The 15,422-nt window shown below is 55.1% G+C and carries 11 protein-coding genes; 6 read left to right on the top strand and 5 right to left on the bottom strand.

Going from position 1 to position 15,422, the window contains the following annotated elements; all coding sequences use genetic code 11:
- Position 1 precedes the first annotated feature (1 nt).
- The 6 genes from IMX17_RS21975 (at position 2) to IMX17_RS21950 (ending at position 6,207) form a co-directional block, all read left to right on the top strand.
- Positions 2-2,503, top strand: a complete 2,502-nt coding sequence (locus tag IMX17_RS21975) for a fimbria/pilus outer membrane usher protein (protein WP_033645331.1) — start codon at positions 2-4, stop codon at positions 2,501-2,503.
- A gap of 24 nt (positions 2,504-2,527) precedes the next feature.
- Positions 2,528-3,274 carry a molecular chaperone gene (locus tag IMX17_RS21970; RefSeq protein WP_046898674.1) on the top strand — a complete coding sequence of 249 codons (747 nt, stop codon included), beginning with the start codon at positions 2,528-2,530 and terminating at the stop codon, positions 3,272-3,274.
- A gap of 11 nt (positions 3,275-3,285) precedes the next feature.
- Positions 3,286-3,897, top strand: a complete 612-nt coding sequence (locus IMX17_RS21965; RefSeq protein WP_193550232.1) for a fimbrial protein — start codon at positions 3,286-3,288, stop codon at positions 3,895-3,897.
- A gap of 14 nt (positions 3,898-3,911) precedes the next feature.
- Positions 3,912-4,916, top strand: coding sequence for a fimbrial protein (locus tag IMX17_RS21960; protein ID WP_046898672.1), 1,005 nt, complete (start codon positions 3,912-3,914; stop codon positions 4,914-4,916).
- Between the two features lie 18 nt (positions 4,917-4,934).
- Positions 4,935-5,474 carry a fimbrial protein gene (locus IMX17_RS21955; RefSeq protein ID WP_094141582.1) on the top strand — a complete coding sequence of 180 codons (540 nt, stop codon included), beginning with the start codon at positions 4,935-4,937 and terminating at the stop codon, positions 5,472-5,474.
- A 109-nt stretch (positions 5,475-5,583) separates the two neighbouring features.
- Positions 5,584-6,207, top strand: coding sequence for a LuxR C-terminal-related transcriptional regulator (locus IMX17_RS21950; RefSeq protein ID WP_046898670.1), 624 nt, complete (start codon positions 5,584-5,586; stop codon positions 6,205-6,207).
- A gap of 663 nt (positions 6,208-6,870) precedes the next feature.
- Here the strand turns inward: IMX17_RS21950 and IMX17_RS21945 are convergent.
- The 5 genes from IMX17_RS21945 to IMX17_RS21925 all read right to left on the bottom strand — a co-directional run bounded on the left by IMX17_RS21945 (position 6,871) and on the right by IMX17_RS21925 (position 15,350).
- Positions 6,871-7,878, bottom strand: a complete 1,008-nt coding sequence (locus tag IMX17_RS21945) for an HlyD family secretion protein (protein ID WP_033638614.1) — start codon at positions 7,876-7,878, stop codon at positions 6,871-6,873.
- A 92-nt stretch (positions 7,879-7,970) separates the two neighbouring features.
- Positions 7,971-8,990: an NADP-dependent oxidoreductase gene (locus IMX17_RS21940; RefSeq protein WP_182265694.1), complete on the bottom strand. Its 1,020-nt coding sequence runs from the start codon at positions 8,988-8,990 to the stop codon at positions 7,971-7,973.
- Positions 8,991-9,061: 71 nt separating this feature from the next.
- Positions 9,062-9,685 (bottom strand): hypothetical protein, encoded by a 624-nt coding sequence (locus tag IMX17_RS21935; protein ID WP_182265693.1) that lies wholly within the window; start codon positions 9,683-9,685, stop codon positions 9,062-9,064.
- Entirely contained in the window at positions 9,682-11,277 is a 1,596-nt protein-coding gene (locus IMX17_RS21930) for an MDR family MFS transporter (protein ID WP_182265692.1), read from the bottom strand. Before IMX17_RS21930 ends, IMX17_RS21935 begins: the two co-directional genes overlap by 4 nt.
- Complete coding sequence (locus IMX17_RS21925; protein WP_227414673.1) at positions 11,274-15,350, bottom strand: amino acid adenylation domain-containing protein; 4,077 nt, start codon at positions 15,348-15,350, stop codon at positions 11,274-11,276. Before IMX17_RS21925 ends, IMX17_RS21930 begins: the two co-directional genes overlap by 4 nt.
- Positions 15,351-15,422 lie beyond the last annotated feature (72 nt).

Here is a 15,422-nt window from a genome sequence, read left to right as displayed (position 1 = left end):
CATGAGTGATTATGCTATGACGTCATTACTGACACGGAAACACCTACCTCTTCTCGTCATTCTATCTTTCCTCTGGGTGCGTCCGGCATTTTCCGCCACGGAATTCAATACCGACGTCCTGGATATCGGCGAGCGCAGCAAAGTGGATCTTTCGCGTTTCTCCGATGCCGACTACGTCATGCCCGGCGCTTATTTGCTGGACATCAAGATCAACCAGAAAACGCTGCCCCAGCGCAGCATTCAGTATTTCCCGTCGCCGGATAACAAGAGCGGCAGCCAGGTGTGCCTGCCGCCTGATCTGGTGGAAAAAATGGCGCTGAAAGAAGAAGCGGCCAAAAAAGTCACCCTGTGGCACGACAACCAGTGCGCCGACATTCGCGGCATCAAAGGCGCGACCGTCTCCGATCGCATCGGCGGCGGCGTGCTGGCGATCACCATCCCGCAGGCGTGGATGAAATACTCCGATCCCGATTGGACGCCGCCCGAGCAGTGGGACGACGGCATTCCCGGCCTGCTGCTGGACTACAACCTGAGCGGCCAGTTAGGCAAGCAGAATCACAACAACAACACCGCCCAGAACCTGAGCAGCTACGGTACGCTGGGCGCCAACCTGGGCCCCTGGCGCCTGCGCGCGGACTACCAGGCCAATTACAATCAGCAGGCCGGCGATCGCAGCACCGGCTTCGACTGGAACCAGATCTACGCCTACCGCGCGCTGCCGATGCAGGCCGCCAAGCTGACGCTGGGTGAGATTTATCTCGACTCCGGGGTGTTCGACGCCTATCGCTTCACCGGCCTCAATCTGGCCAGCGACGAGCGCATGCTGCCGCCTAACCTGCAGGGCTACGCGCCGGAAGTGCGCGGCATCGCCAAGAGCAACGCCAAGATCACCGTCTCGCAGGAAGGCCGCACGCTGTACGAAACCACCGTGCCCGCCGGGCCGTTCGCCATTCAGGATCTCAACAGCTCGGTGCGCGGCAAGCTGGACGTCAAGGTGGAAGAGCAGGACGGCACCGTCTCGACCTTCCAGGTGGATACCGCCACCATTCCGTACCTGACCCGCCCGGGCTACGTGCGCTACAACGTGGCGCTCGGCAAAACCTCGGCCTACGACCACCGCACCCAGGGCCCGCTGTTTTCCGCCAGCGACTTCTCCTGGGGGCTGAGCAACGCCTGGTCGCTGTATGGCGGGGCGCTGCTCGGCGGCGACTATAACGCCTGGGCGCTCGGCCTCGGCCGCGATCTGAACGTGTTCGGCGCCATGTCGCTGGACGTCACCCAGTCGATCGCCCGTCTGCCCGGCGAGCCGACCGCCAGCGGCATGTCGTTCAAGCTCAACTACGCCAAACGCTTCGATGAGCTGAACAGCCAGATCACCTTCGCCGGCTACCGCTTCTCGCAGCGCAAGTTCATGAACATGTCGCAGTACCTGCAGGAGCGCTATGGCGATTATGACAAGAATTACAACGGCCGCCAGAAAGAGCTGTACACCATCACCGCCAGCAAAACCTTTATGGCGGAAGACAGCGCCAAGGCGATCACCGCCTACCTGACCTACTCGCACCAGACCTATTGGGATGCGCGAACCCAGGATCGTTACGGGCTGTCGGCCAGCAAGCTGTTCAGCGTCGGCGATATCAGCAACATCACCGCCTCGCTGTCGGCTTACCGCACCTATTACCAGGGCCGCACCGACGACAGCGTGATGCTCAACTTCACCGTGCCGATCGGCGACCGTCGGCGCGTCGGTTATGCGCTGCAAACCAACAACGGCGATGTCACGCAGACCGCGTCGTACAACGACTACAGCGATCCGGACAATACCTGGCAGGTCAGCGGCGGCTTTAATCAGTCCGGCAAATCGCTGGCGCGCGGGTACTACACCCACAACGCCTCGTTCGGCTCGCTGAACGCCAGCGCCTCTTACCAGCAGGACAGCTACTCGTCGATCGGCGGCTCGTTCCGCGGCGGCCTCACCGCGACCCGGCACGGCATCGCGGCGCATCAGAACTCGAGCAACGGCGGCAGCCGCATGATGCTCGACACCGACGGCATCGCCGGCGTGCCGATCAACAACGGCCGCGCCTACAGCAACCGTTTCGGGCTGGCGGTGATTTCCGACATCACCAGCTACTACAACACCGACACCCGCATCGACGTCAACAAGCTGGCGGACGACGTCGAGGCCACTCGCGCCGTGGTGCAAGGCACGCTGACCGAAGGCGCCATCGGCTACCGCCACTTCGAGGTGGTTAAAGGCAGCAAGCTGCTGGCCACCATTCGCCTCGCGGACGGCAGCGAACCGCCGTTCGGCGCCGCGGTGCTGAGCGAGAAAGGCCGCGAGGTCGCGGTGGTCAACGACGGTGGCTCGGTCTACCTGACCGGCGTGCAGCCGGAGGAAAAACTGGACGTCGCCTGGGAAGGCCAACGCCGCTGCCGCATCGTGATCCCGGGCGCCGCCAAGCCGCTGGACCAGCTGCTGCTGCCGTGCGCCACCCTGTAATCCGTAACGCTGAGAAATGATGACATGAACAAACACCCGATAACGCTACTGACCGCCGCCGGCCTGGCCCTGAGCGCCGTACTGCCCACCGCCGATGCGGCGATATCGCTGGATCGCACGCGCGCCGTTTATGTGAGCGACGCCAAATCGATCAGCCTGAATATCGTCAACGAAAACAAAGAGCTGCCCTTCCTGGCGCAGTCCTGGCTGGAGAACGAGCAGCACCAGAAAATCACCTCGCCGCTGGTGGTACTGCCGCCGCTACAGCGCGTGGAGCCGAGCGAGCGCAGCGTAGTGCGCATCACTAAAACGCCGGAGGCGGATCGCCTGCCGCAGGATCGCGAGTCGGTGTTCTACTTCAACCTGCGCGAAATTCCGCCTAAAAGCACCAAAACCAACGTGATGCAGCTGGCGCTGCAAACGCAGATCAAGCTGTTCTACCGGCCGAAGGCGATTGTCGCGCCCAAGGGTGAAGTGTGGCAGGAAAAGCTGGTGTTCCGTAAAAGCGGCGGCACCATCACCGTCGACAACCCGACGCCGTTTTACATCACCCTGACCGGCATGACGCGGCAAACGCAAAAACAGGGCGGCGGCGCGATCGGCGGTTTTCAGCCGCTGATGCTGAAGCCGAAATCCAGCGAAAGCCTCAAGCTGCACGACACCGGCATGAACAGCTTCGTCATCACCTACATCAACGACTACGGCGGCCACCCCGAGCTGCGCTTCGCCTGCAACGGCAGCGTTTGCACCGCCGTGCCCGAGAAAAAATAAGGAGGTCCAGCATGGCTGAATTCACCGATCGACTGCGTCCGCTGCTGCTCGGCGCACTGCTGTGCGGCGGCAGCGCGCTGGCGGCAACGCCGCTGGGCGTGATCGAAGGCACCACCGGCACCGTCAGCTTTCACGGCGGCCTGCTCAGCTCTCCCTGCAGCCTGACGCCGGACAGCCGGGACCAGTCCGTCGATCTGGGCGACGTCAGCGCACGCGACTTCCGCAACGCCGGCGATCGCAGCGCGCCGGTGCGTTTTCGCCTCTCGTTCCGCAACTGCCTGCTGGGCGCGCGCGCACTGGCGGATAACCCGGCCGGCCAGCGCAACGGCGACGCCGGCCGCCTCTACCTTCAGGGAGAGCAGGCCGCCACGCTGGTGTTTCTCGGCGAAAGCGATGTCGACAACCCATCGCTGCTGAAGCTGAACGGCGGCGTGCAGGGCATCGGTCTGCGCCTGCAAGACCAACAAGGCCAGGCGCTGGAGCTGAATCAACGCAGCCGCCCTTACATTCTGCAGCCCGGCAGCAACACCCTGTGGTTCAGCGCCAGCGTGGAATCCACCCAGCGGGCGGTGATGGCGGCCGGGTTCGCCGCCGTGGCGCACATTCAGGTGATTTACCTGTGAGGTTCGAGAACGCGATGAAAACTCAACTGACCAAACTCTGCCTGCCGCTGGCGATCGCGCTGGCGGCCCCCGCCGCCTGGGCCAACGGCTACGTCACGCCGGACGGCGGGCCGAAACAGTTCTATATCGATCTGAATGAAAGCAACATCACCAACCAGGTGGGGTTTACCAAAGTGTTCCCTTATTCGTTAGGTGGCCAATATACCGGCAAGGCCTACTGCGATACGCCGATCCCCAGAAGCCCGCACTTTTACAAGTCGGATTCGGCGTTGCCTCCCTCCGACTACGGCAACGGCTATTTAAAACTGAATGACTTTCTGGATTTAAAAGCCGAGGTGTGGATCGCCGGCAACAAGAAGGCCTATGTCACGGTGCCTTTTTACAACGAATCCAACGAGTATACCAATCACAGCTGTTCGCCGCCCTATGTGCAGGTAAACAACTACGAAAGCGGCTCCAAAGGCCGCATCACCTTCCGGGTGCGTAAAAAAATCATTAACGGCGTCGAGATTAACGATCGGCAGATCATCGAGATGTACGGCCGCCTCGGTTCGACCGACGGCGGTTTCGGCCCCAATCCGATGGCGCAGGTGTTTATCCAGTCCGCGATCCTTTACGTGCCGGATAAATGCGTGGTGAACGAAGGCCAGCTGATCAACGTCGAGTTCGGCGAAATCGGCGGCAGCGATCTCAACGGCTCGAACTACCCGCAAAGCATTCCGGTGCGCTTCCAGTGCGAAGGCGGCAGCTTCGAAGACGGCACGCTGAACATCAAGCTGGCGGTCTCGGGCACGGCCGCTTCCTTCAGCAACGAGGTGTTCAAAACCGACAAGAACGATCTCGGCATCCGGCTGACGCACAACGGCCAGCTGGTCATTCCGAACGAGTTTTACCCGGTGCCGAACATCGGCAACGGCGGCTCCTGGAACCTGGTGGCGGCGCCGTTCGCCAACGGCGGCGCGGAGATCGGCGAAGGGGAATTCAACGCGTCGGCCACCATCGTGGCGGCATTCCAGTAACCGAGGGAGGAACGGAAAATGCGTCTACGCGCTTTTACGCTGCTGGTCTGCGCACCCTGGTGGGTTGCCGTCATGCCGGCAGCGGCGAACACCGAGCTTATCGGCGCGCCGGTGCAGTTCCACGGTACCGTGGTGAGCCGCCCGTGCAATATCGAACCGCAGTCCGCCGATCAGCTGGTGGAGATGGGCACGGTGATCGTCAAAACCCTGTATCGCTACGGCCACACCACGCCGGTGCCGTTCAGCATCAAGCTGACCGACTGCAAGACCACGGTGTTCAAATCCGTCAGCGTGACCTTCAGCGGCACCGAAGACGGTGAGCTGCCGGGCAAGCTGGCGATCAACAACGGCGCGAACGGCGCCGCCATCGCCCTGTTCGATCATCAGGGCGCAGACATCGATTTGAATAAGGCCACCAGCGCCGTCGCGCTGCAAAACGGCCCCAATAGCCTGAACTTCACCGCGTATGTGCAAGGGCGGCCCAGCGCGATTCAAAACCAAAGCATTACCGAAGGCGAATTCACGTCCATCGCCAATTTTGTGCTGGCGTACCAATAAGCCCCGCACCGTCCCAGGGAAATCAGGAAAACGACCGGCGCGCGAACGCCGGCGATGGGCCGTCACCGTTTGCTCCGGCGCGGCGCCACGGCCTTTTAAGGAGTCACCCATGCCAGATATTCGCTTCACGCTGTTCGACAGCGATAACTTCTACCAGCAGGGGCTGCGTCTGCTGCTGCAGGACTATCTGCACTCCCTGAACGAATGCCACCGCCGGTACCCGCAGTTCTCGCCGCTGGCGCTGCAGGCGTTGGATAACATCGAGATCGTGTTCCGCACGCCGGAAGAGCGCTGGGGCTGCGCCTGTTGTTATCAAAGCCCTCACGGCGTTCCGCGCCAGCGGCAGCTGACCCTGCTGATCCTCGACGACGCGACCCAGCAACAGGTGAAAAACCTGCCGCCGCTGTTCAGCATCCATCGGCGCGATTCGGCCTACGCCATTCGCCTCAAGCTGCAGATGGCGTTGGAAAAGTTCATCCTGCATCCGTGGGTGGCGCTGCACGCCGCCGGCCTGTGGAAATGCCAGGCTTGCCGCATCGCCGCGCTCAGCCACTGCGAGAAAAAGGTGCTGGGTTTGATGAGCAGCGGCATGTCCGCCTGCAGCATCGCCGGCCTGCTGCAGCGCAGCCAGAAAACCATCAGCGCCCATAAGCGTTCGGCGATGCGCAAGCTTAACGTGCGTAAAAACAGCGAGCTGAATAAGGTGCTGCTGAATCAGCGCGGGCTGAATTAAGCGGTATACGCGATAAGCGAATGAGAATCATCGGGCTGCGCCTAAACGCAGCCCATGACAGATTAACCTGCCATTCTCTTTTCAATGAAAGAGCCTAAACGTCAGCCATAAATCAAAGATTCGTGCATTGGCCTGTAATATCACTGCGCCAGGATTTACCTTTGTCCTTAACCTTACAGTTATGTGCATCCCGGTGGCTAAGCACCTTCCCGGAACAGTTCTTTGCGCTATAACATGTGCCTGCGGCCGCAGACGCAGTCAGGGGTAGCAGTAAGCATGAAGCGAGTGTAATAACAATCGATAGACTTTTCATAACATATATCCTTATTCGTTCATATTTAAGTTTCATCGTTGTGCATATCGCAGAATAAATCTGCTTACGTCTTTCTATCTTCAACCCGTTTTGTTTAATACGCCTCCTTACCTCTCTATCAAAACTTCAACAATGAACGACGCCGTTCTATCGAACAACGCCCCAGGTAAATGCATTGATAATCACGCTCGTCCAGCGGCGATAAAAACGCGACGCCTTTTTACCGATATAAGAACCACCACCCAATGAATGAACAGGCTATGGTGATGACTATTATAGCTTTGCCGTCATTCCGGCACAGACCGCGTTGTAACATCCCTTGTCGAGGCGGATTTCCATATTTCCCGGCGCTATCCCCGCGTATCTACCGTAACAGAGGCCGAAAGGCCGCTGTCTATTTGTTGCGGAGAGTCAAAAACAATCTTTACTGGGACGCGCTGGACAATTTTGGTGAAGTTCCCTGTCGCATTATCTGGTGGTAATAAAGCAAAAGTTGCTCCTGTAGCCGGTGAAATACTATCCACCCTGGCATGAAATATTTTCCCTGGATACGCATCAACTTTCACCTCCACAGGCAATCCTTTACGCATACGTGCTTTCTGCGTTTCCTTAAAATTGGCGCTTATCCATGGAGCCGCTCCGGAGACGATACTGGCAATGGACTGCCCCGCCTGAACCATCATACCCACTTGCAAACTACGGTTGCTGATTACCCCATCAATAGGCGCAATAATCCGCGTGTAACTCAATGTCAATTTCGCCTGTTCCAGGTTTGCCTGAGCCTGTTCAACATTAGCCTGGCTTTGCTCAATTTCGCTTTGCAAGACCTGGAGTTTATCGCTTTGTGTTTTCAAGCTCGCTTGCGTTTGGTGGTATTTTGCCTCTGCGACGCGATAACTGGATGTGGCGTTATCCATGTCTCCCTTGGAAACATAATTCTTTTTCTGCAAAATTTGAAAACGGAGATACTGCTGATGCGCATACTGCAGAGTGGCTGCAGCAGAATTCACATCGCTGCGAAACTCGTCAATAGCACTTTTTTGCATTTGATAACTTGCCTGGGCATTCGTTAACGCCGCACGACTTTGCGCCAGAGTCGCCTCTGCTTTCTGCAACGCGACAACAAACTCCCTGTCGTCCAACTGAGCCAACAAGTCGCCCTTATTCACTCGATGATTGTCCCGAATCATAGAGTTAACCACCACCGCGCTGATGCGGGCGCTGACGTTTGTAATGTCGGCTTGCACATAAGCATTGTCGGTGGTTTGAAAGTAGCGCCAATAAAGCAACCAATAAAGAAATCCTGACAAAACCAGTAACACGAGCAGAAGGAAACCTATTTTTTTAGAATGTTTCATGATGAATTCCAACAACCTGAATGATGTACGCTTAATATCCACCATCCAGGTTGAAAATATTTTCATATTATGCGCAACAGTAGAGCCTATCGTTAGCACATCCGTATCAATTGTTTGCCGAAATGTTTTCCATTAAGTGAATCAATAAAAGCCTGAGGCGCATTTTCCAGCCCATCGACTATCGTTTCTCGGTATTTCAACACACCGTTCTCTGCCGCATTTAACAAGAATGCATCTGATTCGGCGTAGTCTTTGAACCATTCGGTTACCAAAAAGAAACGATTTACAGGCGCATCCGGCAGGGCAGAGAAAAAGTCCGCCGGGCCGGATGCATCAACATCAGTGCCTTTATTGTAATTGGCTGCATTACCGCAGATAGGCACCCTTGCCCCCTCATTCAGCAACTTGGCGACAAACAGTGATACGCGGCCGCCCACGTTCTCAAAATAGATATCGATACCCTGGGGGCACGCGGCGCGCAAATCCCGGTTAAGGTCGGCAGTCTTGTAGTTAAGGCAACTGTCAAAACCCAGCTCCTCCACGACATACCGGCATTTATCCTCGCTGCCGGCCAATCCCACAACGCGGCATCCCGCCAGTTTACCCAATTGCCCAACGACGGAGCCGACCGAGCCCGAGGCGGCTGAAACGACCAATGTTTCACCCGGTTTTGGCTTCGCGATTTTGTTTAAACCGAAATAGGCCGATCGGCCCGGCGTCCCGACCGCACCGAGAAAAATAGAAGGTGGTAATGTTGTCTCCGGCAAACGATGAACAGTGAAGTTTTGAGCATCACCGATATAATACTTTTGCCAACCGGAGAAGGTGAATACGCGATCGCCAACGTTAAACAAAGGATTACGCGAAGCCACGATTTCCCCAATAGCCTCTCCCTGAATCACTTCCCCCAGCTTTATCGGGTTCACGTATTTGGTACTTTTATTTAGCCGTGGCCGGAGATAGAGATCGATCGATAACCATTTGTTCTCAACCAGAAACTCTCCTGGTTCCAAGGGCCTCAACGAGCTGGTCTCCAATCTGAAGTTTTCCAGCGTAGCGGCGCCATCAGGGTGGCTGTTCAATACGATCGATGCATTCTCAAATTGACTCATGTTCTTCCCCCTCTTAACTACATAGATACATGTTTACGACATCAGCAACCGCCAGCCCAGTGGGCCAGGATTTAACGGCCTTTTTTACGCAAATGTGACGTCCAACGATATTTCGGCCAATAAAAACTGAACAACACCATCAACAAAGTCAGTGGCCAACCACAAATAAAAATAATCGTGTCAACGGGCAGATCCTCTCGCATTGACAGGCCATATACACCGACGGCTTTCAGAAGGAAAACCGAGATCCACGCCAATGATACTTCGTGCCACACTTGTGCGTATTGTGCGCTACCGTAAACGGGAATATCTTTCAACCTTGGCATCGCCTGTTCTGCCAGCGTACGTATCATTGGCTTGCCTACCAGAGAATAGAAGCCGAATACCACCACCACCGAAGATGCTCCGCTGACCGCGAGAAACACATTTTCTTTCTTGATTGCGAACGGAGCATAGCCGCGTAAATACAAATAGTGACTAACGCCTGAAACCAGAATTAATGCGATCACCGACAATGAACCGCTACGCTTGTTAAATATTTCCACTGCGCCTGAATAAATAGCCGTGAGCAGTAATGCAAAACCCGCCCCCCCCCACCAAAAGGCGATGTTATAAAGCACGATAGGGGTAATGATAGTAATGCAAGCATCGCGCGACATCAGGTAGTGCCATATCGTCATAGAGCGCTGACTCATTCCTTACCCTCTTTTTTGACATGCAAACGAAAATCGCGAGAAGAGAACATCACAAGCAACGCGGTTGCCAACATCATTCCGCCCATAATCAGAAATAGATCGTTAAACGCCATGATTTCCGACTGGCGGGCGATTCTTTTGCCAAGTATCGCGAAAGCCGTACTTTTTATACTCATGACGTCAACGGCCAAACCGCGTGCGATCATCAGACTTTTAACGTCATTGAGATACCCGGCAAAGGCATTGCTGCCGGTGACCAACGACGTCTTGACGACGTCGACATGCGTATAAATGCGCGTGATGAAAAAGGTGCTTAAGATGGCGGTGCCGCAAGAGCCTCCCAGACTGCGGAAGATATTGATCAACACCGCCGAAGAGGCACTGTCTTTTTGCTGAATATTGCGGGTAGCCAGCAAGGAAAGCGGCACCATGATAAAGGGCTGGCCTAATGCGCGGATCAACATGGACCAGGCCATCTGCGGGCCGGCAAAGTCGCCGTCCATCGCACAGTCCATAAAGGCACTGATGGCCAGACCAACAAACCCTATGCAAATGAGATACTTCTGGTTATATCGTTGAATAAGCAACGGGATAAAAGGCAGGATGATTAACTGAGGAAACCCCATCCAGATCACCACCGTACCGATATCAGAAGCATTGTAGTCATGTACCATCGTCAGGTAATACGGCACCAAGAATAACGTACCGTAGATAGCTACGCCCAACATTGCAAAAACCAAGATGGCGCACGAGAAATTGTAGTCCCGAAATAAACGAATATTGATAAGCGGCTGTGCATGCGTCAATTGGGCATACATAAATATTAAGAAACTAACAGCGGAAATGACCGCCAACACGCATATCATATTCGATTCTAGCCAGTTTTCTTCACCGCCCTTTTCTAAAATCACCTCAAGAGCACCCAAACACAGCATGACCGAAATGATGCCGACAAAGTCCCCGCGACGAATAATATTCCAGTCAATAACAGGGTGTTTTAAAGCATAGTGAATCAACCCCCAGGACAACAAAGCCGGTATTGCGTTGATATAAAATATGGCGTGCCAAGAGAAATTATCCGTCAACCAGCCTCCCAATGCCGGCCCTACCGCCGGCGCGAAAGTCCCTATAATGCTAAACAGCGACATGCCCAACGGCCGTTTTTTTAATGGCAGGATCTCAATTATCAAGCGAAATGAAATGGGGATTAGCGCCCCGCCACTGAACCCTTGAAGCGCCCTAAACACGATCATGGAACTCAGATTCCATGCGGCAGAACACAGCAGCGATGCCCCCAAAAAGCCGGCAATGCACCACAGCGCATAACGCCCGGTCCCCAGAGCCTGGCAAAGCCAACCACAAAGCGGAATTGCCACTATCTCTGCCGTAAAATAAGACGTCATCAGCCAGGAACTGTCATTCAGCGTCGCAGAAAGCGCGCCTTGAATCACTTTCATGGATGAATTGGCGATTTGGATATCCAAAATCGCCATAAAACCGCCGATTAATCCTCCGAGAATAGCGCACCATTCGCGCCTGGAGACCCTTGCGCCTTCGGCTGGCGTCGCGGCCGTTGTCAAAACGGCGCTCATGACAATATCTTCCGCAGCTGGCTGGCCGTATGGCTTATCTGAGGCAGATTCATCATCGAGATGTGATTGCCAGGCGCGCTTATTATCGTCATCCCCCCGCGAGCCAGACGAGCCCAACCCAGTCCGGGTATCTCTTGTGCAATGCGGTCCGGCAGAATCTCCTCCGCCTCCGCAACCACGATCCTGCCGGCATATTCTTTGCCCTGATAGCTATCTGTCGCAGCGATATGCGCCTGCAGAATCGTCAGAAAATGCTGGAACTGCGATGCGCTAATATTGTCAGGAACCAATTTTGCGCGCTTGAATTCCTGCAGGAACAACAATGAACGCTGCGCTTCGGACATCTCTGCCAGCGCAGGTGCGGCGATTGCAAATGACGCACCGGTAAAACGCTCCACCTTACGGGCGAAGTATGCAAGCCGTTCGAATTCATTCATCTGTGCGGCGCGATCAATCTGTATCTGAGGAGCGGGTTGATCGAGTATCAGCACCGTTGGCGTTCGCCCGTCGGCATGCTGCAGTTGACGCGCCATTTCGAACGCGATTGTCGCCCCCAGGGACCATCCGCCCAGCACCAGATTTCGCCGTTGCGCAATATCCTGCGCCTGCTGCAGATAGTATGCGGCCAGCACCTCTATATCGTGGTTGTAGGCCTGATCTTCACCGAAGTTCGCCACCTGCAGGCCATAGATCGGATAATCGGCCCCCAACTCACGCGCTAATGGGTAATAACACAAGATGTTGCCGCCTGCCGGATGAATCATCAAGAGCGTCGGTTTATCCTCCTCGACCCCGGCATTCAGCATCACCAACGGCGAAAATACTTGCCGTTCAGCCTGCGTCAGAAAGGCCGCCAACTCGCCGACACTGCCGTGTTCAAACAGCTGTCCTAAAGACAGGGTTGTGCCAAAATGCTGATTTATTTCAATCACCAACTTCAATGCGGTAATCGAATTTCCCCCCAGCGCGAAAAAGTCATCCCGCGTATCCAATCGCTCGCGTTGCAGCACGCGGCAATAAATGGCATATAAGCGTTGTTCGACGTCCCCTTCCGGCTCTCGCACCGATTGAGGTATGGCATCGTTCATGCGCGGCAAAGCACCATAGTCCACCTTACCACCGGCCGTTAGCGGCAAGCTGTCCAGCCAAACCCACTGATCCGGCTGCATGTAATGAGGGACCTTGCTTTGCAAAAACGCACGCACTTCCGAGCAACGAGCCGTTCCCTCGCCGCAACAATAGGCCACCAGCCGGCTCTCGCCCGCACCGTTCTGCCACTGTTTTACCGCGGCTTGAACGACCGTCGGGTGCTGCTGCAATACGTGCTCTATCTCTGCTAACTCCACACGATAGCCACGCACTTTCACCTGACGATCCAGGCGCCCTAAAAACTCGAGGTTTCCGTCCGGCAGCCAGCGTCCTTTGTCGCCAGTGCGGTAAAGGCACTCACCCGCCAAATAAGGATGCGGGATGAAATGCGCCCGGTTCTGCTCCTCTAAGCCGATATAGCCCGCAGCCACATGCTCGCCGCCAAGATAAATCTCACCAGGAAGGCCGATAGAGACTAACTGCTGATAAGGATCCAATACCAATACGTGGCTGTCGGCCAAAGGTTTGCCGACCGGCAAATAGTCGCTCATATCATCCAGCGAACCGTCCGGCAAGGTATAGGTCGCCACACCGACGGTGCACTCCGTAGGGCCGTAGTGATTGACCACCCGGCAGTCAGCCTGCAGTTGACGTATGCGTTTGACTAACGCCGCCGGGACTCTTTCTCCGCCCAAGACTAAAAGACGACGTGGCAATAACGCGCCCGCGTGGGGAGACATGAGCAATGCGGCCAGGTGGGTTGGCGTGATCTTCATGCAGTCCAAGGGATGACTCTCCAGATAGGAGAACAAGGCCTGCGGGTCATTAAGCTGCTGGGTGCTTATCACCTCCAGTTGTCCCTGGTAGATCAGCGCCGGGAACAGCATGGTATGCGCTAAGTCGGTAGTGAACGCGGAAAACATGCCATATCGCGCCTCGGCAGGTTGATCCAGGACAGAGGCGATGGCCTGGCAATATCGGCTTAGCTGAACATGATTGACCCTGACGCCTTTTGGCCTACCGGTGCTGCCTGAGGTATAAATGATGTAAGCGGGAGCGTCTGTCGGCATTGTTAATAATTGGGGATTCGTGCTCAGCGCGGCGCCGTGGCACTGGTCAATCGAGATTGTCGGCTGTGAAACCGCCGGCGAGCCGGCATCCACCAAAACGAAGCGCGCCTGTGCGTCCCGCAGAATAAAGTCGACCTGTTCCATCGGCAAAGTAATATCGACAGGCACATAGCATCCCCCGGCTTTCAATATTGCCAGCAGGGCCACGACACAGCGTTCGCTTTTGGCCATAAACAGCGCCACTGACTGCCCCGGCAACAGACCATGCTCCAGCAAACAGTGCGCGAGTCGGTTAGCCTGCTCGTTCAGTTGCCGATAGCTCAAAAGACGGCCATCGCAACGCACAGCCACCGAATCGGCATCCAAAGCCTCGGTCTGACGCTCAAACTGCCGATGAACCGCCATGGGAACGGCGTCAAGCATGCGTCTACACCCGCTCAGCAAGTGGCGACGTTCCTCGTGAGTCACCAATGAGAGATCGCGAACGGTTATTTGAGGCCGTTCGATGAGCGCTTCCAACACCGTACGCAGATCGCTCAACATGCGCGTTATCGTACTGCGGTTAAACAAATCGGGGTTGTAGTTTAAGGTAAACAGTAAACTACCGCGGCTTTCTTCAACCCACAGGTTTAGATCCAGTTTGGATACGCCATAATCGATTTTAAGCGGTTTATAGGTAAACAACGTGTTGTTGTGAAAATGAGGAAATACCTGATACGTCAGCGCCGCCTGAAAAAGCGGATTAACCTGCGGATTTCGGATATGGCCAATTTCCTCAAGAATATCATTGAGGGGAATAGCCTGATGTAGCTGAGCCTGTTCACTTTCCGAACGAACGTCGCCAATGATGTCTCGTAACGTCGCTTCCGGAACGATATCCAGTTTCAGGGGTAAGGTATTCATAAACAACCCCAGCATATTCTGTGTCTCAGGTTGGTTACGATTGGCAAAAGGACAACCGATAATGATTTGCTGCTGGTTGCTGTATTTGTGCAACAAGAGCATATAGGCCGAAAGAATCATATGGAAAGGCGTCGCGCCCAGCTGTGCAGCCTGCATCTGCAAACGCTGGGTGAAGCCACGATCAAAAGTATGGCTTGCCATACTGCCTTTGGTGCTCATTTTAGTTGGCCGTGGGCGATCGGTCGTTATCTCAAGCAGGCCTTGTGCGCTATCAAACTTTTTAGCCCAATACGCCAAACCCTTTTGATATTCCGCCGTGGCATACCACTGTTCTTCTGCCAATGCATAGTCGGAGAATTGCAGAAAATCGTTTGTACGCGGTGTCTCGCCATGGAGGATTTGGAAATACATCTCCATGAACTCTTTAAAGAACAAGCTGACCGTCCAGCCATCTGAGATAATATGGTGAAACGTCAGCAACAATACATATTCATGTTGATTGGTTTTAATCATGCGCCAATAGGAAAGTGGTCCACACGTCAAATCGAAAGAACGCTGCCCTTCCTCACGCGCAACGTTTTCTACCCATTCGTCACGCTCGTATTCAGGAAGAGACAAAATATCGTCATAGTGGAAATCGAACAGGACTTCATCACTCACGCACTGGCAGAGTTCGCCTTCCACCACGTTGAATGTGGTGCGAAGAATGTCATGCTTTTTCGTCAGAAACGTCAGCGCCTTTTTCACCCCCCCCATGTCGATGTCATGTTCGACGCGGCAAGTGACGGCATAAGGATTGTTGTACGCCTTACCGTCGTCAAGATACTGATCCAATACCCAAATACTGCGTTGGGAACCGGTCACAGGGAAGTGCCGCCTGGCCGAGTCAGCTTGTTTTCTGATGATTTTACCGGAAGCCAACACCGCTTGCGCTTTCTTCTCCCTAGCAATTTTTTTCAACTCATCCAAACTCAACGATTTGAGCATGGCGCTACTGATTTTAGTCATCATCAAGTCCCGCTTTTGCCTGATTGGCATGTTTGCCTACGTGGTTTCCCCCAGGCTCGCACCTGGGGGGAGCCG

The organism is Serratia sp. X3, assembly GCF_014982455.1.
Taxonomy (GTDB): Bacteria; Pseudomonadota; Gammaproteobacteria; order Enterobacterales; family Enterobacteriaceae; genus Serratia; species Serratia ureilytica.
This window is presented reverse-complemented; position numbering and strand designations above follow the sequence as displayed.

What these genes read in the sequence shown, in the direction of transcription:
- IMX17_RS21965 (WP_193550232.1), top strand. Translation starts at nt 3,286, where the DNA reads ATGGCTGAATTCACCGATCGACTGCGTCCGCTGCTGCTCGGCGCACTG.
- IMX17_RS21925 (WP_227414673.1), bottom strand. Translation starts at nt 15,350, where the DNA reads ATGATGACTAAAATCAGTAGCGCCATGCTCAAATCGTTGAGTTTGGAT.
- IMX17_RS21970 (WP_046898674.1), top strand. Translation starts at nt 2,528, where the DNA reads ATGAACAAACACCCGATAACGCTACTGACCGCCGCCGGCCTGGCCCTG.
- IMX17_RS21975 (WP_033645331.1), top strand. Translation starts at nt 2, where the DNA reads ATGAGTGATTATGCTATGACGTCATTACTGACACGGAAACACCTACCT.
- IMX17_RS21960 (WP_046898672.1), top strand. Translation starts at nt 3,912, where the DNA reads ATGAAAACTCAACTGACCAAACTCTGCCTGCCGCTGGCGATCGCGCTG.
- IMX17_RS21955 (WP_094141582.1), top strand. Translation starts at nt 4,935, where the DNA reads ATGCGTCTACGCGCTTTTACGCTGCTGGTCTGCGCACCCTGGTGGGTT.
- IMX17_RS21935 (WP_182265693.1), bottom strand. Translation starts at nt 9,685, where the DNA reads ATGAGTCAGCGCTCTATGACGATATGGCACTACCTGATGTCGCGCGAT.
- IMX17_RS21945 (WP_033638614.1), bottom strand. Translation starts at nt 7,878, where the DNA reads ATGAAACATTCTAAAAAAATAGGTTTCCTTCTGCTCGTGTTACTGGTT.
- IMX17_RS21950 (WP_046898670.1), top strand. Translation starts at nt 5,584, where the DNA reads ATGCCAGATATTCGCTTCACGCTGTTCGACAGCGATAACTTCTACCAG.
- IMX17_RS21930 (WP_182265692.1), bottom strand. Translation starts at nt 11,277, where the DNA reads ATGAGCGCCGTTTTGACAACGGCCGCGACGCCAGCCGAAGGCGCAAGG.
- IMX17_RS21940 (WP_182265694.1), bottom strand. Translation starts at nt 8,990, where the DNA reads ATGAGTCAATTTGAGAATGCATCGATCGTATTGAACAGCCACCCTGAT.